This is a genomic window from Pseudomonas sp. DrBHI1 (genome assembly GCF_002205115.1).
Classification (GTDB): domain Bacteria; phylum Pseudomonadota; class Gammaproteobacteria; order Pseudomonadales; family Pseudomonadaceae; genus Aquipseudomonas; species Aquipseudomonas mosselii.
In genome coordinates this window covers 94,618-112,135 of record NZ_NIBE01000061.1, presented here as the reverse complement: position 1 = coordinate 112,135, position 17,518 = coordinate 94,618, and the positions used below count along the sequence as shown (strand labels likewise).

The window sequence follows — 17,518 nt, the reverse complement described above, 5'->3', positions numbered from 1 at the left end:
AGAATCCTGCGCCTCAAGCGCGGGGGCACCCCGTTGCCGGGGCGCCCCGGTCGATCACTCGACCTTGGTCTGCTCGCGCAGACGGATGTGCAGTTCACGCAGGGCCTTGGCGTCGACCATGCCCGGGGCCTGGGTCATGACGCAGGCGGCGCTCTGGGTTTTCGGGAAGGCGATCACTTCACGGATCGACTGGGCGCCGGTCATCAGCATGACCAGGCGATCCAGGCCGAAGGCCAGGCCGCCGTGAGGCGGCGCGCCAAACTTCAGGGCGTCGAGCAGGAAGCCGAACTTCTCTTCCTGTTCTGCCGCTTCGATACCCAGCAGGCGGAAGACCGCTTGCTGCATCTCTTTACGGTGGATACGAATCGAACCGCCACCCAGCTCGGTGCCGTTCAGGACCATGTCGTAGGCACGCGACAGCGCGGTGGCCGGGTTGGCCTCCAGCTCTTCAGGGGTGCACTTCGGCGCGGTGAACGGGTGGTGCAGCGCGGTGAAGCTGCCGTCTTCGTTCTCTTCGAACATCGGGAAGTCGACGACCCACATCGGCGCCCACTCGCAGGTCAGCAGCTCGAAGTCGTGGCCCAGACGGATACGCAGCGCGCCCAGGGCCTCGCTGACGATCTTGAACTTGTCGGCACCGAAGAACACGATGTCGCCATCCACGGCACCCACGCGGTCGAGGATGTTGTTGAGGTTGGCCTCGGGGATGTTCTTGACGATCGGCGACTGCAGACCCTCGACGCCCTTGGCGCGCTCGTTGACCTTGATGTAGGCCAGGCCCTTGGCACCGTAGATGCCGACGAACTTGGTGTACTCATCGATCTTGCTGCGCGGCATGCTGGCGCCGCCTGGCAGGCGCAGGGCGGTGACGCGGCACTTCGGATCGTTGGCAGGGCCGGCGAAGACCTTGAAGTCGACGTCTTTCAGCTGGTCAGCGACGTCGACCAGCTCCAGCGGAATACGCAGGTCCGGCTTGTCGGAACCGTAGCGGCGCATGGCTTCTTCGAAGGTCATGTGCGGGAATTCACCGAACTCCAGGTCCAGCACTTCCTTGAACAGCTTGCGGATCATGCTTTCGGTCAGGCCCATGATCTCGGACTCGTCGAGGAAGCTGGTCTCGATGTCGATCTGGGTGAATTCCGGCTGGCGGTCGGCGCGCAGGTCTTCGTCGCGGAAGCACTTGGCGATCTGGTAGTAGCGGTCGAAGCCGGCGACCATCAGCAGCTGCTTGAACAGTTGCGGCGACTGCGGCAGGGCGAAGAAGCTGCCAGCGTGGGTGCGGCTCGGCACCAGGTAGTCGCGCGCGCCCTCAGGGGTGGCGCGGGTCAGGATCGGTGTTTCGACATCAAGGAAGCCGTTCTCGTCGAGGAAGCGACGGATGCTGCTGGTGATGCGCGAACGCAGGCGCAGCTTGTCGGCCATTTCCGGACGGCGCAGGTCGATGAAGCGGTAGCGCAGGCGGGTTTCCTCGCCGACGTCGGAGTATTCGTTCAGCGGGAACGGCGGGGTTTCCGCTTCGTTGAGCACGTTCAGCTGGTAGCCGAGGATCTCGATGGCGCCCGAGGCCATGTTGGCGTTCACCGCGCCTTCTGGGCGCTTGCGCACCTTGCCGGTGATCTGCACGACATATTCGCTGCGCACGCGGTCGGCGGCGGCGAAGGTTTCGGCGCGATCCGGGTCGAACACGACCTGGGCCATGCCTTCGCGGTCACGGATATCGAGGAAAATCACCCCGCCGTGGTCGCGGCGACGATGGACCCAGCCGCAAAGGGTGACTTCCTGGCCGTCCAGGGACTCGTTCAGTTGGCCGCAATAATGGCTGCGCATCATGATCGTGGTTTCGCTTCTCGTGATTCGTGTGTTCGGTGGAGGTCTTGGCCGCCCAAGGGGCTAATACTGCAAGACCCGGCGGGTGCAATTCAACTCAGTCGGCCTTGTCGCCGCCTGCCAGATTCTTTTTTGCCCCGGTCTTGAAGTCGGTCTCGTACCAGCCATTGCCACTCAGGCGAAAGCCGGGGACCGACAGCAGCTTCTTCAATGCCGGCGCCTGACACGCCGGGCAATCGGTCAGCGGCGCGGCACTGATCTTCTGCAACACCTCCATTCGGTGTTCGCAGGATGCACATTGATAGTCATACAGGGGCATGGGTGTCTCTCGTCAACCACATCGCACGCTGCCCAGGGCAGCAAAGAGCGGGATTATATATGGTAAAGAAGAGCAGCGCAGCCCGGCGATCAGTGCGCGTCCCGCGCTTCCTGCAGCCAGGCGACACAGATCACCCTGACCAAGCCGCTGAAATTGCGCACCCCACCATGACGCAGGTGCACCTCACGATCCACATAGGACAGCACGGCGCTCACCGAACAGCGGTTGGCCTGGGCGATGCGCTCCAGGATGCGCCAGTACACCACCTCCAGGCGCAGGCAGGTGGCAAAGCCGTTGAGCCGCACCGAGCGTGACACGGGGCCGGCCTGGGCCATGTCGAAATCCCGCCTGAACGGATCAATCCGGGGACTGCCTCCCCCCTGCCTTGCATTGCCATCGATACCACGCATCGGATCGCCCATCGCACCGCCCCATCGTCACGAAACACACCCCGTTCGTCAGCAAACGGGTCCATAACTGTCATGAAGCGCCACCCACCAGGCCGATAGCAGCGGCAAAGCCTTCCCCACAAACACCCGGGCCCGATACCGCCGAACGGTATCGGGCCCGGGTGCATTCGGCAGAACGACAAGCAACCGGCAATCAGTTCCCGTCGAGCAGGACCCGCAACATCCACGCCGTTTTCTCGTGGACCTGCATGCGCTGGGTCAGCAGGTCGGCGGTCGGCTCATCACTGACCTTGTCCACCACCGGGAAGATGCTGCGCGCGGTGCGCACCACCGCCTCCTGCCCCTGCACCAGTTGGCGGATCATTTCCTCGGCAGGCGGCACCCCCTCCTCTTCCTTGATGGAGGAGTGGCGGGCATAGAAGGCGTAGGAACCCGGTGCCGGGAAGCCCAGGGCACGAATACGCTCGGCAATCGAATCGACCGCCAGGGCCAGCTCGTTGTATTGCTCCTCGAACATCAGGTGCAGAGTACGGAACGACGGACCGGTGACGTTCCAATGGAAGTTATGGGTTTTCAGATACAGCACATAGGTATCCGACAACAGGCGGGACAACCCATCGACGATGGACTTGCGATCTTCTTCATTGATACCGATATCGATTGCCATGAAGCTCCCCTTTCCATAAGGCTTGATCATCAAGCGGGCAGCAAACACTCTAACAAGAGTTGCCGCCCGGCGCATGCGGCACAGGGCCGCCCGTGCCAACCGGTTTGAGAAGCCTGCGCCTTTGCTGTTAAATAGGCAGTGTGCCACCCGTGCGGATTGTCAGTGCCGGGTGCATAGGCTGGCCCGCCACGTTTTCGCGCCTACCGTTCACGCGCACCGTGCGACCAGCTCATCCTGTGATCGGCCTTATCAATGTGAGCCAAACCAATGTTCAAGATCGTCCATCTGGTGACGGGCCTGGCGGCGTTGCTGCTATCGCTCATACCCAGCCTGAAAGCTGACGCAACACCCTTCCTGCAACAACCCGAGGCCGTCTACCTGGCGCTGCTCGGGCTGCTCAACCTGGTCATTGCCCCGGTACTGCCGCAGTACTACAAAGGCATGCGCCAGCAATTGCAACACGCCGCCAGCCTGCTGCTGGTGCTGGCTGTGGTGCTGCAGACCGTCACCCTGCTGGCCCGTCCGGAGCTGGGCAACCTGCCAGCCCTGGCCTGTGCTGTCCTGGCCTGCGCCCTGCACCTGATTGCCGGCTTCGTTCGCGGCACGCGAAAGGCCCGCTCCACCCAAGGCACTTCGCATGACGCCGGCAATCGCGATACCGGCACCGTGAAGTGGTTCAACACCTCCAAGGGCTTCGGCTTCATCTCCCGCGACTCCGGTGACGATATCTTCGTGCACTTTCGCGCCATCCGTGGCGAAGGCCACCGGGTGCTGGTCGAAGGCCAGCGCGTGGAGTTCTCGGTGATGCACCGCGACAAGGGCCTGCAGGCCGAAGACGTGGTCGCCGTCGCCCGCCGCTGACCCTTTGCCGCCGCCGCGCTCAATAATGAGGCGGCGGCGCTTCTTCTTCCCCGCCGCCCTGCTGGCCGGCCATTTCCTCGTAGCGCTTGATCAGCTCCGCCACCTGCAATTGCAAGCGTTCGATTACTCGACTTTGCTCGACAATCACATCATTGAGCGCCTGCAAGCTGTCGTCCTGGAACGCCTGACGGGTCTCCAGTTCGACCATGCGCATTTCCAGCTCCTGCGACATCCTCAAGCCCCCTTGAAGCTTTCGCCCAGCAGCGCACGCACTTGCTGGCGAATGCCGTCGATCTGTTCCTGGGTGTAGCCGATGGCCGGCACCTTGCCCCAAACCGGGGCAGGCCAGGCAGCATCACCCTGGCGGCGCACGATCACATGCATGTGCAACTGGCTGACCACGTTACCCAACGCCGCGACATTCATCTTGTCGGCGGCAAAGGCATCCTTCAGCGCTTCGGCCAGGGCGGTGGTCTCGACCCACAGTTGCTGCTGGTCGGCCTCCTCGAGCTCGAACACTTCGGTGATATCGGCGCGACGCGGCACCAGGATGAACCAGGGGTAGTTGGCATCCTTGCTCAGCAGCAGGCGGCACAGCGGCAGGTCGCCCAGTACTAGGGAATCCTCCTGCAGACGCGAATCGAGGGTGAACACGGCAAACCTCCTTAAAGCGATTCTGCCCTTCCGAGCGGTCGGGCACAGGCGCGCAAGGATACTCCGCTTCGACCGCTGCCACACCCGTCGACGTCGATCCTGGGCATTTGTGGCACGCGAATGACAACATCAACGCCCTGCTTCGGTAACACTGCGCTACTTTTCGCACCAAAATGATGCCGCTCGCCAGACCTTCGCCACACATCCTTCACATAAAACAGCCAGGATAAACAATCGGCGGTAACACCTTGACTTGGAAGGCAGCTTCACAAGCAAACACAAGGAGGGATCGCGACCCACCGACGAACCGGTCGCGCCCCGTGTTTGCGGAGGTTTCCCAGCCCCGCTCAAGGCAAATGTGAAAATTTCATCAAGCGTTCGTGATTTTGAGCACGCTTGTTGCATTCGTTTCACGCCAAGTCGGCACGACCCCTGCATTGCAGGGTGGACGCGACAAATAACAACAGCGGCATCGGATAAACCAGGGAGTTTCACAAGCCGTACTTTGTATTTATACAAAAATGACGGTTTCGAGACAGCGCTGGAGTTGTACGCCCTTATATGACAGGCGTGATTTGCGACATGGAGACAACCAACAGCGACATGGCCATAAAGTTACCGAAAGGTTGTTTCTGCCCATATCGCCAAGAATAGTCCGCGTGATATACATTTTCGCCGACATAACAAGAAAGAGCCGGCCCCATAACTAAAATACCCGGGTGCGGCGGTACTCTTCCTAAAAACCAAAGGAGCAAATCACGATGCGCGTGATGAAGTGGAGCATGATCGCCCTGGCCGTAGCGGCAGGGACTTCGCAACTGGCTGTCGCCTCTTCGCAGGACGAGTCCAAGGGTTTCGTCGATGACAGCACGCTGAACGTGAAAATGCGCAACCTGTATTTCAGCCGCGACCGTCGCAACGATGACCGTGACCCGGAGACAGGTGACCGCCAGAGCCGTCAAGCCGAATGGGGCCAAGGCTTCATTGGCACCTTCGAATCCGGCTTCACCCAAGGCACCGTTGGCGTCGGCGTCGACGCCATCGGCCTGCTGGGCATCAAATTGGATGGCGGCCGCGGAACCACCAACACCGGCTTGTTCCCGGTCGACTCCGAAGGCCGCCCGGAAGATAGCTACTCCAAGGGCTACGGCGCGGTAAAAGCTCGCATCTCCAACACCGTGCTGAAATTCGGCGGTCAGTTTACTGCACTGCCAGTCTTCGCCACTGACGATAGCCGTCTGCTGCCTGAAGCCGCCGAGGGTTTCCTGCTGACCAGCAAGGAGATCGAAGGCCTTGAGCTCAACGCGGGTCACTTCACTCGCCTCGACGCACAAGCCCAGAGCTACAAGGACAGTATCCGCGGACGCAACGATGCCGGCATCAAGAACGGCGGCCTGACCGAAGCGAACATTTTCGGCGGCACCTATGCCATCACCGACGGCCTGAGCACCAGCCTCTACTACTCCAAAGTCGAAGACTACTGGCGCAAATACTACGCCAACGTGAACTGGGCAGTACCGCTGTCCGATAAACAAGGCCTGGTATTCGACTTCAACATCTACGACACCAAGAGCAGCGGCGCCGCCAACGTCAAGGCGTTCGATGGCGACAAGCTCGACAACCGAGCCTTCAGCCTCTCGGCCGCCTATAACGTAGGCGCGCACACCTTCACCCTCGCCTACCAGAAGGTCACCGGTGATGGCGACTACGCTTACGGCATCGACGGCGGCGGCACCGTGTTCCTGGCCAACTCCATCGCCCGCTCCGACTTCAACGCCGAAGACGAGAAGTCCTGGCAGGCACGTTACGACCTGAACTTTGCCGAGTACGGCATTCCAGGCCTGACCTTCATGACCCGTTACGCCCGCGGCAGCGACGCCAACGTCGCCGGCACCACCAACGGCAAGGAATGGGAACGCGACATCGACATCAAGTACGTACTCCAGGAAGGCCCGGCCAAAGACCTGAGCTTCCGCGTGCGCCAAGCCACCTACCGCTCCGCCGACGGTGTCTACTATGGTTCCCCGTCGCTGGACGAACTGCGCCTGATCGTCGAGTACCCGCTGAGCATCCTGTAAGCCCGCGCTTGCATCGCTCTGTAAATGAAGAAGCCCGGCAATCGCCGGGCTTTTTCCTGGCTGACAGAAAAGCCTGACTGCTGCATTCTGTACGCTTTCGTTTCGCCCCCGTACAATGCGGGGTCATTTCACATTCAGGCAATCGACACGGCCCACCATGCGCACCAGTCAATATTTGCTCGCCACCCAGAAAGAAACCCCTGCCGATGCAGTGGTCATCAGCCACCAGCTCATGCTGCGTGCCGGCATGATCCGCAAACTGGCCTCTGGCCTGTACACCTGGCTGCCGATGGGCCTGCGGGTGATGCGCAAGGTCGAAGCCGTGGTCCGCGAGGAAATGAACGCCGCCGGTGCCCTCGAAGTGCTGATGCCGAGCATCCAGCCGGCTGAACTGTGGCAGGAATCCGGCCGCTGGGAGCAATACGGCCCCGAGCTGCTGCGCCTGAAGGACCGCCACCAGCGCGAATTCTGCGTCGGCCCGACCCATGAAGAGGTCATCACCGACCTGGCGCGCAACGAGCTGTCCAGCTACAAGCAGCTGCCGCTGAACATGTACCAGATCCAGACCAAGTTCCGTGACGAGATCCGTCCGCGCTTCGGCCTGATGCGCGGCCGCGAGTTCATCATGAAGGACGCCTACTCCTTCCATGCCGACCAGGCTTCCCTGCAGGAAACCTACGACCGCATGCACCTGGCGTACTCCAACATCTTCACCCGCCTGGGCCTGGACTTCCGTCCGGTGCAGGCCGACACCGGTTCCATCGGTGGCAGCTACTCCCACGAGTTCCACGTGCTCGCCTCCTCCGGCGAGGACGACGTGATCTTCAGCGACACCTCCGACTACGCCGCCAACATCGAGAAGGCCGAGGCCATCCCGCGTGAAACCGTGCGTCCGGCGCCGACCGAAGAGCTGCGCCTGGTCGACACCCCGAACGCCAAGACCATCGCCGAACTGGTGGAAAACTTTGGCCTGGCGATCGAGAAGACCGTCAAGACCCTGATCGTGCATGGCGCCGAGGAAGGCAAGCTGGTCGCCCTGATCGTCCGTGGCGACCACGAACTAAACGAGATCAAGGCCGCCAAGCTGGAACAGGTCGCCGATCCGCTGGTGATGGCGTCCGACGCCGAGTTGCGCGCCGCCATCGGTGCCGGCGCAGGCTCCCTCGGCCCGCTGAACCTGCCGCTGGAGTGCATCATCGACCGCTCGGTCGCCCTGATGAGCGACTTCGGCATCGGCGCCAACATCGACGACAAGCACTACTTCGGCGTCAACTGGGAGCGCGACCTGCCGGTTCCACAGGTCGCCGACCTGCGCAACGTGGTCGAGGGCGACCCGAGCCCGGACGGCCAGGGCACCCTGGTGATCAAGCGCGGCATCGAAGTCGGCCACATCTTCCAGCTCGGCACCAAGTACAGCGAGGCGCTCAAGTGCCAGGTACTGGGTGAGAACGGCAAGCCTGTGGTGCTGTCCATGGGCTGCTACGGCATCGGCGTGTCCCGCGTGGTTGCCGCCGCCATCGAGCAGAGCTATGACGAAAAAGGCATCATCTGGAACGACGCCCTGGCCCCGTTCCAGATCGCCCTGGTACCGCTGCGCTACGAAACCGACGTAGTCCGCGAAGCCACCGACAAGCTGTATGCCGAACTGACCGCCGCCGGCTACGACGTACTGCTGGACGACCGCGACAAGAAGACCAGCCCCGGCATCAAGTTCGCCGACATGGAGCTGATCGGCATTCCGCACCGCATCGTCGTCAGCGACCGGGGCCTTGCCGAAGGCAACCTGGAGTACAAGCACCGCACCGAATCGGAGGCCCAGGCACTGCCGCTCGATGACGTGCTGACCTTCCTGCAGGCCCGCATCCGCCGCTGATAACCCGTTACGCGAGTGATCATGTCCAAGCGAAGTACCTACACCCTGGGGGGCGCCGCACTGTGCGGCGCCCTGCTCCTCGGCGGCTGCGCCAACCAGATGTCCCAGCGCAGCGATCATGAGGAGCGCGTCGAGCGCAAACTGCTCGAGCACAGTCTGCAGATCGATGTCGGCGAGCCGAAGGTGATGGAGCTTCCGCAACGACGTGTACGCATCCATGAGCTCAAGCGCTTCGAGGTCACCGAGTTCGAGGTGACCCGCCGCTACGACCGCTACACACCCTACCAACCCTGGCGGGAGATCTACGAGATCCCGCTGGGCGCGGTGGCGGTGGTGGCCGGCGTTGGTGCCAACGTGGTCAACGTGTTCGCCCTGGGCAACCTGCCGGACAGCGTCACCCACGACTGGCTCAGCTATGGCCTGGCGGGGGTCAACCCGTTCATGAACGTGCAGTCCAACGGTCGCGCCCAGCAGAACCTGGCCGGCATCGACGAGATCGAGAAGGGCAAGCGCGAGGAGTCCATCAGCCTGCCGTGGAACGAACGTCTGGTCGAGGTCAAAGCCGGCAAGATGACTCACGAGCTGACCACCGACAAGAACGGTGTGCTACGCCTGAACCTGCTCGATAGCCCGTTCTCCGAGCAGAACCTCAACCATATCGGCACCCTGCACCTGCAGGTGGTCGACGAGGACAACCAGGTGCGCGGCGATGCCAGCCTGCTGGTCAGCGGCAACCTGCGCGGCAAGCTGCTCGAGGCCCATGAGCTGATCTTCGACGATCTCGAGGACGATGATGTCGGCCAGTGGGTCCACCGGGTGAAGCGCCTGTCGGAACTGGGTCTGGAAGAAGAAGCCAGTGAACTGGAGCAGAGCCTGATCGAGCTGACCCGCAACGATCCGGAGCTGCAACAGGAGTTCCTGCAGACACTGACCAAGGCCACCGGGCGCCTGGTGGCCGATCCGGGCGCGCAGTAATACGAAAAAGGGCTGCTTTGCAGCCCTTCTTCTATATATCTGCGAACAACTCCAACTGCTCATGCGCCCCGCGCAGATCGCGCAGCCTCACGCCAACGCCCAGCAAACGTACCGGCTTGCCACCCCGGGCAAACGCCTGGCTCAGCAACTGCCGGTAACTTTCCAGGTCCCTCCCCGCCCCCGCCTGCTCCAGGGTGGTCTGGCTGAAGTCATGGAACTTGACCTTGACGAAGGGCTTGTCGGGCCGATAGCTGCTGTCCATCCGCGCAATCCGCTCGTTCAGGCTGGCCAGCAACTCCGGCAGTCTATCCAGGCAACTGTTCAAGTCGGGCAGGTCATGGTCATAGGTGTTCTCGACGCTGACTGACTGCCGCCGGCTGTCGTTCTGCACCGCACGCTCGTCGATCCCCCGCGCCAGCCCCCACAAGCGCTCGCCGAAACTGCCGAACTCGCGAACCAACGCCAGCCGCGACCAGTCGCGCAGCGACAGGCAGGTATCGATCCCCAGCCGCGAAAGCTTGTCCGCTGTCACCTTGCCAACCCCATGCAAGCGCGCCACCGGCAGATGGGCAACGAACGCCTCCACCTGGTCCGGGGTAATGACAAACAGGCCGTTGGGCTTGCGCCAGTCACTGGCAATCTTGGCCAGGAACTTGTTCGGCGCCACACCGGCAGAAACCGTGATGTGCAACTGCCGGGCCACCCGACGGCGAATGTCCTCGGCAATCCGTGTGGCGCTGCCGGCGAACCATTGGCTGTCACTGACATCCAGGTAGGCCTCGTCCAGGGACAGCGGCTCGATCAACTCGGTGTAGTCGCGAAAGATCGCGTGAATCTCCCGCGACGCCTCGCGGTAGGCCTCGAAGCGCGGCTTGACGATCTCCAGGTCCGGACACAGCTTCAGGGCATGCCCGGACGCCATCGCCGAACGAACCCCGTAGGCGCGCGCCTCATAGTTGCAGGTGGCGATCACTCCACGCTGCCCAGGCTGCCCGCCCACCGCCATGGGTCGACCGACCAGGCGCGGGTCGTCACGCATCTCGATGGCGGCGTAGAAACAGTCACAATCAATGTGGATGATCTTGCGCAGGGACATGGACGACAGCCACTACTGTAAATTCATACAGATAGTATCCCATGCCCCTGCCACGAAACAGCCTGCGCGGGACGATCGGCCTGCAAGCCCCGTCGCGACTGAGCCGCGTGCCGATTTGAGACGCTAAGGGGTTGAACAAAAAAGGATTTTTTTGAATTAATGCTTGACACCGGAAAGGAAATCCGTAGAATTCGATCTCACAGGCGCGGGATGGAGCAGCCTGGTAGCTCGTCGGGCTCATAACCCGAAGGTCGTCGGTTCAAATCCGGCTCCCGCAACCAGATTCAAAAAAAGGCCACTGTTTCGACAGTGGCCTTTTTATTGTCTGTTGATCAGCCAAGCGACGTTGTACTTAACGTACGCACTTGACAACTCACGGCCAATCCGTATAATGCGCCCCTCTGACGCGGGATGGAGCAGCCTGGTAGCTCGTCGGGCTCATAACCCGAAGGTCGTCGGTTCAAATCCGGCTCCCGCAACCATATTCGTCAGAACGAACCCCGCCTATCGCAAGATAGCGCGGGGTTTGTTGCATTCAGCGCCCTGTAAAAGACAATCCTCCCCGCCCTCCTCGCTCCCATGCCGACCCTGCGGCTGAATGAACTATCTTTAACTATCCTGAAACAGATTAAGACGCCGGCCCGGAGTAATATTCGGATACGTTTTCCAAAGGGACTTTCACTTGGCCGTACCTCGCCTCCACCTCGCGCAGACTGCACGAGGCACCCCATGACCGCCCCCACTCCCGAAACCCAGGCGCCATTGACAGCGGCCCTGCCCACGGCGGCTCAGCGCCTGCCCTGGCTGGAGCGGCTGAGTAAGTACCGCCAGCCCATTGGGCTGGCAGTGACCTTGGTGTTGTTCGCCATGGGCCTGATTGCCTGCCGTCACCTGCTGAGCGAGCTGGATATCTACGCGCTGCATGACGCCATGCTCGAAGTACCGGCACGTTCGCTGATCGGCGCAATACTGGCCACCGTGATCGGTTTCGTGATCCTGCTGGGCTACGAATGGTCCGCCAGCCGTTATGCGGCCGTGCAACTGCCACCCCGCATCCTGGTGCTCGGCGGCTTCAGTGCCTTCGCCATCGGCAACGCCATTGGCCTGTCGATGCTGTCCGGCGGATCGGTCCGATATCGCCTCTATGCGCGCCAAGGCCTGGGCGCCGCGGAAGTCGCGCGCATGACGGTGTTTGCCAGCCTCTCGCTGGGATGCGCCCTCCCCCCCCTGGCTGCCCTGGCCACCCTGAGCGACTTGCCGGCGGCGGCAACCGCGCTACGTCTGCCCGCGCCACTGCTGGGCGGGATTGCAATTGCCGTGCTGGTGGCCGCCGCAGCCGTGGTGATGGGCCTGTATCGCCGGCGCCTACCCGAACAACCATTGGCCGACAGCCTGATGGTGCAGTTCGGCCGTCGTACTCTGCGCCTTCCGGGTGCGCGCCTGACCGCGCTGCAACTGCTGATCACTGCCCTGGATGTCGCCGCCGCCGCCACCGTGCTTTATCTGCTGCTACCGGAAGCGCCGCCGTTCGGCGCCTTCGTGCTGGTCTACCTGCTGGCCCTCGCCGCCGGCGTGCTCAGCCATGTGCCGGGCGGCGTCGGCGTGTTCGAGGCGATCCTGCTGGCGGCCTTTGCCAACCAGCTGGGGGCCGCGCCACTGGCTGCCGCGCTGCTGCTGTACCGGCTGATCTACGTGGTCCTGCCACTGTTGCTGGCCTGTGTGCTGTTGCTGGCCAACGAGGCCCGGCGCCTGATGGTCGCCCAGCAGGCGATCCGCGCCGCCTCCGGCCTGGCCGCGCCGGTGCTGGCAATCCTGGTGTTTCTCTCCGGTGTGGTGCTGCTGTTCTCCGGCGCCACCCCGGAGATCGACAGCCGTCTGGAACACATGGGTTTTCTGATTCCGCACCGCCTGATCGATGCCTCGCACTTCGGTGCCAGCCTGATCGGCGTGCTCTGCCTGCTGCTCGCCCAGGGCCTGCGCCGGCGCCTTTCGGCCGCCTGGCTGCTGACCACGGTGCTGCTGCTGGTGGGCGCGGTGCTGTCGCTGCTCAAGGGCTTCGACTGGGAAGAAGCCAGCCTGATGTGCTTCACCGCCGCCCTGCTCGCCCTGTTCCGCCGCTCGTTCTACCGCCCCAGCCGTCTGCTGGAGCTCCCGTTCTCGCCGGTGTACCTGGTAGCCAGCGCCTGCGTGGTCGGTGCCTCGGTGTGGTTGCTGCTGTTTGCCTATCAGGACGTGCCCTACACCCACAAGCTGTGGTGGCAATTCACCCTCGACGCCGACGCGCCGCGCGGCCTGCGCGCCGCCCTCGGCAGCGCCGTGCTGCTGGTGATCGTCGCCCTGACCTGGCTGCTACGCACCGCCCGCCCGGTCATCCATCTGCCAACCGACGACGAGTTGCAACGCGCCAACCGCATCCTGCTGGCTTCCGACCAGCCCGACGGCGGCCTGGCCCTGACCGGCGACAAGGCGCTGCTGTTCCACCCCAACGACAACGCCTTCCTCATGTATGCCCGCCGTGGCCGCAGCCTGGTGGCCCTGTACGATCCGATCGGCCCGGCCCAGGAGCGCGCCGAGATGATCTGGCAGTTCCGCGACCTGTGCGACCTGCATCATGCACGCCCGGTGTTCTACCAGGTACGCGCGGAGAACCTGCCGTTCTACATGGACATCGGCCTGACCGCGATCAAGCTCGGCGAAGAGGCCCGGGTCGACCTGCGGCGCTTCGACATCGAAGCCAAGGGCAAGGAGATGAAGGACCTGCGCTACACCTGGAACCGAGGCGGGCGGGACGGGCTGAGCCTGGAGATCCACGAGCCTGGTCAAGCGCCGCTGGCCGAGCTCAAGGAAATCTCCGACGCCTGGCTCGACGGCAAGAATGTGCGCGAGAAAGGCTTCTCCCTCGGTCGCTTCAGCCCCGAGTACCTGCAGCATTTCCGCATCGCGCTGATCCGCTTCCAGGGCCGTCCGGTGGCCTTCGCCAACCTGCTGGAAACCCGCAGCAACGAACTGGCCAGCCTCGACCTGATGCGTGCGCACCCTGAGGCACCGAAACTGACCATGGAATTCATGATGGTCGGCCTGATCCTGCACTACAAGAGCCATGACTATGGCCGATTCAGCCTGGGGATGGTCCCTCTCTCCGGCTTGCAGCCACGCCGTGGCGCCCCCTTGACCCAGCGTCTGGGCTCGATGGTGTTCCAGCGCGGCGAGCAGCTCTACAACTTCCAGGGCCTGCGGCGCTTCAAGGACAAGTTCCAGCCGGACTGGGAACCCCGCTACATGGCCGTGCCGGCCGGGCTCGACCCGCTCGTGGCACTGGCTGATACTGCCGCCCTGATCGCTGGCGGCCTGACTGGATTGGTGAAACGTTGATGATCCGACGCTATTGGCTGTACGTACTGATTCCCCTGCTGCTGGCCGTGCTGGCCGGCGGCGCGGCCTTCTGGCTGTGGACCCGGCCGGCGCCCGAGGCGCGCCTGGAGCACCTCACCCTCGACGACGGCAGTGCCCTGACCCGCGCCACCCCCGGCGTGCACGCCAAGGCCCGGGTGGCCATCGGCGTGCCCCAGGCCCAAGCCCTGACCGACAAGCAACTGCTCGACCTCAGCCAGGCCGGCGAGGCTCAGCTGGTGCAGGTGATCCTGCCGCCCGCCGACTGCGCCAAGCAGCAGGCGGCGATGGACCAGGCCCTCACCCGCCTGGCCGACAAACCGACCCTGGTCGCCGGCATCGGCCCGGGCGCGGCCCAGGCTTGGCGCTGGCTGGCCGCACAAGGCGACGACGAGGCCCGGGCCATCTCGGTGGACTTTACCGTCGAGCAGCCCGGCTGCCAGGTCGCCCTGCCCAAGTCCGCCGCCCACGGCCACTGGAACGTGGCCTGGAACGACAACCCGGATGACGCCAGCGCCGCCTTCGTGCGCGACCAGGCCAACGCCGAGACCAGCATCGCCGACTACGACATCCACCTGCCCCAGGTGCTCAAGGCCCAACTGACCCAGGCCTTGGTCGGCCATGACGGCAACGCCCTGGCGATCCCGGTGGTGGAAGTTCCGGCCGGGCAGACCACCGACACCGTGACCCTGTTCCTTTCCGGCGACGGCGGCTGGCGCGACCTGGACCGCGACGTGGCCGGCGAGATGGCCAAGCTCGGCTACCCGGTGGTCGGCATCGACACCCTGCGTTATTACTGGCAGCACAAGACCCCGGAACAGAGCGCCGCCGACCTGTCCGAACTGATGCAGCACTACCGCCAGAAATGGGGCACCAAGCGCTTCGTGCTGACCGGCTACTCGTTCGGCGCCGATGTGCTGCCGGCCATCTACAACCGCCTCTCCGAGGAAGACCAGAAGCGTATCGACGCGGTGATCCTGCTGGCCTTCGCCCGCAGCGGCAGCTTCGAGATCGAGGTGGAGGGCTGGCTGGGCAAGGAAGGCCAGGAGGCGCCGACCGGACCTGAGATGGCCAGGTTGCCAGCAGCGAAGGTGGTGTGCATCTATGGCGTCGAAGAGACCGACGAGAGCGGCTGCACTGACAAGACAGCCGTGGGCGAGCGCATGAAGCTGCCGGGCGGCCATCACTTCGACGAGAACTACCCGGCGCTGGCCAAGCGTCTGATCGGCGAGATCGAGACCCGCCAGGGAAAGGCCAACGTCGCTGAAAAATGACAGGGAAAAGGGCCGCTTCGCGGCCCTGACCCAGCTTAGATCTCGACCTGTGTCCCCAACTCGATCACCCGATTGAGCGGCAGGTTGAAGAACCGCAAGTTGCCGTTGGCGTTCTTCAGCAGGAACGCGAACAGGTTCCCGCGCCAGCGCGACATGCCTTCAAGGCGCGAGGCGATCACCGTTTCCCGGCTGAGGAAGTAAGTGGTGCGCATCGGGCTGAAGTCCAGCGCGTCCAGGTGGCACAGCTTCAGCGCCGCCGGCACGTCTGGCTCGTCCATGAAGCCGAAGTGCAGCAGCACCCGGAAGAACCCGTCGCCATAGGCTTCCACCTCGAACCGTTCGTGCTCCGGCACCCTGGGCCGGTCTTCGCTGACCACCGTCAGCAGCACCACCTGGCTGTGCAACACCTGGTTGTGCAGCATGTTGTGCAGCAGCGCATGGGGCACGGCATCGGGCCGGGCAGTGAGGAACACCGCGGTGCCCTCCACCCGGTGCGGCGGCTGCACGCGAATGCTGCTGATGAACACCGGCAACGGCAGCGCGCCTTCATCGATGCGATCGACCAGGATCTGCTTGCCGCGCTTCCAGGTACTCATCAGCACGAACAGCACGATCCCCGCCAAGACCGGGAAGGCACCACCCTGGACAATCTTCGGCACGTTGGCGGCGAAGAACAGCCCGTCGACCAGCAGGAAGCCCACCAGCAGCGGCACCGCCAGCACCGGTGGCCACTTCCACAGCAGCAGCATGACCGCCGACACCAGGATCGTGGTCATCAACATGGTGCCGGTCACCGCCACGCCGTAGGCGGCGGCCAAGGCGCCGGAGGACTCGAAACCGATCACCAGCAGCACCACGCCAACCATCAGCGTCCAATTCACCGCGCCGATGTAGATCTGCCCCTGCTCGTCGCTGGAAGTGTGCTGGATCTGCATGCGCGGCACGTAGCCCAGCTGGATGGCCTGTCGGGTCAGGGAGAAGGCACCGGAAATCACGGCTTGCGAAGCGATCACCGTGGCCATGGTGGCCAACCCGACCAGCGGCAGCAACGCCCAACTCGGCGCCAGCAGGTAGAACGGGTTGCGCGCCGCCTCCGGGTTCTGCAGCAGCATCGCACCCTGGCCGAAGTAGTTGAGCACCAGCGCCGGCAGCACCAGGGCGAACCAGGCGCGGGCGATGGGCTTGCGGCCAAAGTGACCCATGTCGGCGTACAGGGCCTCGGCGCCGGTCAGCGCCAGCACCACAGCACCGAGAATCGCCACCCCCATGCCCGGATGAACGATGAAGAAATTCAGCGCCCAGCCCGGGTTGAAGGCCTTGAGCACTTCCGGGCTCTGCGAGATGCCGTGCACCCCGAGCGCCGCCAGGGCCAGGAACCAGGCGACCATGATCGGGCCGAAGGCCTTGCCGATCTTCTCCGTACCGTGTTTCTGCACCAGGAACAGTGCCACCAGTACCACCAGCGAAATCGGCACCACCCAGTGATCGATACCCTCGAACGCCAGGCCCATGCCCTCCACCGCCGAGAGCACCGACACCGCCGGGGTGATCATGCTGTCGCCGTAGAACAGCGAGGCGCCGACCAGGCCGCAACCGACCATCAGCATGCGCAACCGCGGGTACTGCGCCGTGGCCCGCCGCGCCAACGCGGTCAGGGCCATGGTGCCGCCCTCGCCCTGGTTGTCGGCGCGCAGGATGAACATCACGTACTTGAACGACACCACCCACAGCAGCGACCAGAGGATCAACGACAGGATGCCCAGCACCCCGTCATGGTTGACCTGTACGCCATAACCACCGGTAAAGACCTCTTTGAGGGTGTAAAGCGGACTGGTGCCGATATCGCCATAGACCACCCCAACAGCTGCCACCAGCAGGCCCAGCGGCCGTGCCGCGCCCTGTCCGCCTTCGGCGTGACTGCTTGCCTGAACCATCGACCACTCCCGCAGACGGCCATCTAGACCGGTTGAATTCCTACCCGCGCCGGGCCATCCCGGATGCCCCGGCGCAACGGCGCGAAGCATAGCGCAGCGTTCGTCGTATTTCTGCTGGTAAAGCGACCTTGCGCTCGCTAGAATTGCGCACTTTTTGATC

The 17,518-nt window shown here is 63.5% G+C and carries 14 protein-coding genes and 2 tRNA genes; 8 read left to right on the top strand and 8 right to left on the bottom strand.

Translation table 11 applies throughout. From position 1 onward, the window contains the following. Positions 1-54: 54 nt before the first annotated feature. From aspS to CC207_RS14040, 4 genes are all read right to left on the bottom strand, one after another. Complete coding sequence (gene aspS, locus CC207_RS14055) at positions 55-1,830, bottom strand: aspartate--tRNA ligase (RefSeq protein WP_028690589.1); 1,776 nt, start codon at positions 1,828-1,830, stop codon at positions 55-57. A gap of 94 nt (positions 1,831-1,924) precedes the next feature. Continuing rightward, positions 1,925-2,146: an FmdB family zinc ribbon protein gene (locus tag CC207_RS14050; RefSeq protein WP_003254776.1), complete on the bottom strand. Its 222-nt coding sequence runs from the start codon at positions 2,144-2,146 to the stop codon at positions 1,925-1,927. 89 nt (positions 2,147-2,235) lie between these two features. Next, entirely contained in the window at positions 2,236-2,556 is a 321-nt protein-coding gene (locus CC207_RS14045; RefSeq protein WP_051555674.1) for a ribbon-helix-helix domain-containing protein, read from the bottom strand. A 193-nt stretch (positions 2,557-2,749) separates the two neighbouring features. Beyond that, a complete protein-coding gene (locus tag CC207_RS14040; RefSeq protein WP_062361241.1) occupies positions 2,750-3,223 on the bottom strand; it encodes a Dps family protein in 474 nt (157 codons plus the stop codon). Positions 3,224-3,490: 267 nt separating this feature from the next. On the opposite strand from CC207_RS14040, the gene CC207_RS28190 reads away from it, so the two are divergent. Continuing rightward, positions 3,491-4,084, top strand: a complete 594-nt coding sequence (locus tag CC207_RS28190; RefSeq protein ID WP_028690592.1) for a cold shock domain-containing protein — start codon at positions 3,491-3,493, stop codon at positions 4,082-4,084. Between the two features lie 19 nt (positions 4,085-4,103). On the opposite strand, the gene CC207_RS14030 is transcribed toward CC207_RS28190, so the two are convergent. Both CC207_RS14030 and CC207_RS14025 read right to left on the bottom strand, forming a co-directional pair. Continuing rightward, positions 4,104-4,316 carry a SlyX family protein gene (locus tag CC207_RS14030; RefSeq protein ID WP_256582085.1) on the bottom strand — a complete coding sequence of 71 codons (213 nt, stop codon included), beginning with the start codon at positions 4,314-4,316 and terminating at the stop codon, positions 4,104-4,106. Between the two features lie 2 nt (positions 4,317-4,318). After that, a complete protein-coding gene (locus CC207_RS14025) occupies positions 4,319-4,738 on the bottom strand; it encodes an HIT domain-containing protein (protein WP_028690594.1) in 420 nt (139 codons plus the stop codon). Positions 4,739-5,499: 761 nt separating this feature from the next. On the opposite strand from CC207_RS14025, the gene CC207_RS14020 reads away from it, so the two are divergent. From CC207_RS14020 to CC207_RS14010, 3 genes are all read left to right on the top strand, one after another. Beyond that, positions 5,500-6,816: an OprD family porin gene (locus CC207_RS14020; RefSeq protein ID WP_028690595.1), complete on the top strand. Its 1,317-nt coding sequence runs from the start codon at positions 5,500-5,502 to the stop codon at positions 6,814-6,816. A 157-nt stretch (positions 6,817-6,973) separates the two neighbouring features. Beyond that, positions 6,974-8,689, top strand: coding sequence for a proline--tRNA ligase (locus CC207_RS14015; protein ID WP_088852272.1), 1,716 nt, complete (start codon positions 6,974-6,976; stop codon positions 8,687-8,689). Between the two features lie 21 nt (positions 8,690-8,710). After that, entirely contained in the window at positions 8,711-9,664 is a 954-nt protein-coding gene (locus tag CC207_RS14010) for a hypothetical protein (protein WP_028690597.1), read from the top strand. 31 nt (positions 9,665-9,695) lie between these two features. On the opposite strand, the gene dinB is transcribed toward CC207_RS14010, so the two are convergent. Next, positions 9,696-10,754: a DNA polymerase IV gene (gene dinB / locus CC207_RS14005; RefSeq protein ID WP_162175258.1), complete on the bottom strand. Its 1,059-nt coding sequence runs from the start codon at positions 10,752-10,754 to the stop codon at positions 9,696-9,698. 210 nt (positions 10,755-10,964) lie between these two features. Here dinB and CC207_RS14000 point away from each other — a divergent pair. The 4 genes from CC207_RS14000 (at position 10,965) to CC207_RS13985 (ending at position 15,424) form a co-directional block, all read left to right on the top strand. Next, positions 10,965-11,041: transfer RNA gene (locus tag CC207_RS14000), tRNA-Met, on the top strand. Positions 11,042-11,165: 124 nt separating this feature from the next. After that, positions 11,166-11,242 (top strand) — tRNA-Met (locus CC207_RS13995). A gap of 247 nt (positions 11,243-11,489) precedes the next feature. Next, positions 11,490-14,132 (top strand): bifunctional lysylphosphatidylglycerol flippase/synthetase MprF, encoded by a 2,643-nt coding sequence (gene mprF / locus CC207_RS13990; protein WP_028690599.1) that lies wholly within the window; start codon positions 11,490-11,492, stop codon positions 14,130-14,132. Further along, positions 14,132-15,424 (top strand): virulence factor family protein, encoded by a 1,293-nt coding sequence (locus CC207_RS13985; RefSeq protein ID WP_069016694.1) that lies wholly within the window; start codon positions 14,132-14,134, stop codon positions 15,422-15,424. The genes mprF and CC207_RS13985 overlap by 1 nt, the downstream gene beginning before the upstream one ends. Before the next feature lie 35 nt (positions 15,425-15,459). Here CC207_RS13985 and CC207_RS13980 read toward each other — a convergent pair whose 3' ends face one another. Beyond that, on the bottom strand, positions 15,460-17,358 hold the full coding sequence (locus tag CC207_RS13980) for a potassium transporter Kup (protein WP_028690601.1): 1,899 nt from the start codon (positions 17,356-17,358) through the stop codon (positions 15,460-15,462). Positions 17,359-17,518: the final 160 nt, after the last annotated feature.

Excerpts from the sequence above, each read along its gene's own strand:
- aspS (WP_028690589.1), bottom strand. The coding sequence starts at position 1,830 with ATGATGCGCAGCCATTATTGCGGCCAACTGAACGAGTCCCTGGACGGC.
- CC207_RS14050 (WP_003254776.1), bottom strand. The coding sequence starts at position 2,146 with ATGCCCCTGTATGACTATCAATGTGCATCCTGCGAACACCGAATGGAG.
- CC207_RS14045 (WP_051555674.1), bottom strand. The coding sequence starts at position 2,556 with ATGCGTGGTATCGATGGCAATGCAAGGCAGGGGGGAGGCAGTCCCCGG.
- CC207_RS14040 (WP_062361241.1), bottom strand. The coding sequence starts at position 3,223 with ATGGCAATCGATATCGGTATCAATGAAGAAGATCGCAAGTCCATCGTC.
- CC207_RS28190 (WP_028690592.1), top strand. The coding sequence starts at position 3,491 with ATGTTCAAGATCGTCCATCTGGTGACGGGCCTGGCGGCGTTGCTGCTA.
- CC207_RS14030 (WP_256582085.1), bottom strand. The coding sequence starts at position 4,316 with ATGTCGCAGGAGCTGGAAATGCGCATGGTCGAACTGGAGACCCGTCAG.
- CC207_RS14020 (WP_028690595.1), top strand. The coding sequence starts at position 5,500 with ATGCGCGTGATGAAGTGGAGCATGATCGCCCTGGCCGTAGCGGCAGGG.
- CC207_RS14015 (WP_088852272.1), top strand. The coding sequence starts at position 6,974 with ATGCGCACCAGTCAATATTTGCTCGCCACCCAGAAAGAAACCCCTGCC.
- CC207_RS14010 (WP_028690597.1), top strand. The coding sequence starts at position 8,711 with ATGTCCAAGCGAAGTACCTACACCCTGGGGGGCGCCGCACTGTGCGGC.
- mprF (WP_028690599.1), top strand. The coding sequence starts at position 11,490 with ATGACCGCCCCCACTCCCGAAACCCAGGCGCCATTGACAGCGGCCCTG.
- CC207_RS13985 (WP_069016694.1), top strand. The coding sequence starts at position 14,132 with ATGATCCGACGCTATTGGCTGTACGTACTGATTCCCCTGCTGCTGGCC.
- CC207_RS13980 (WP_028690601.1), bottom strand. The coding sequence starts at position 17,358 with ATGGTTCAGGCAAGCAGTCACGCCGAAGGCGGACAGGGCGCGGCACGG.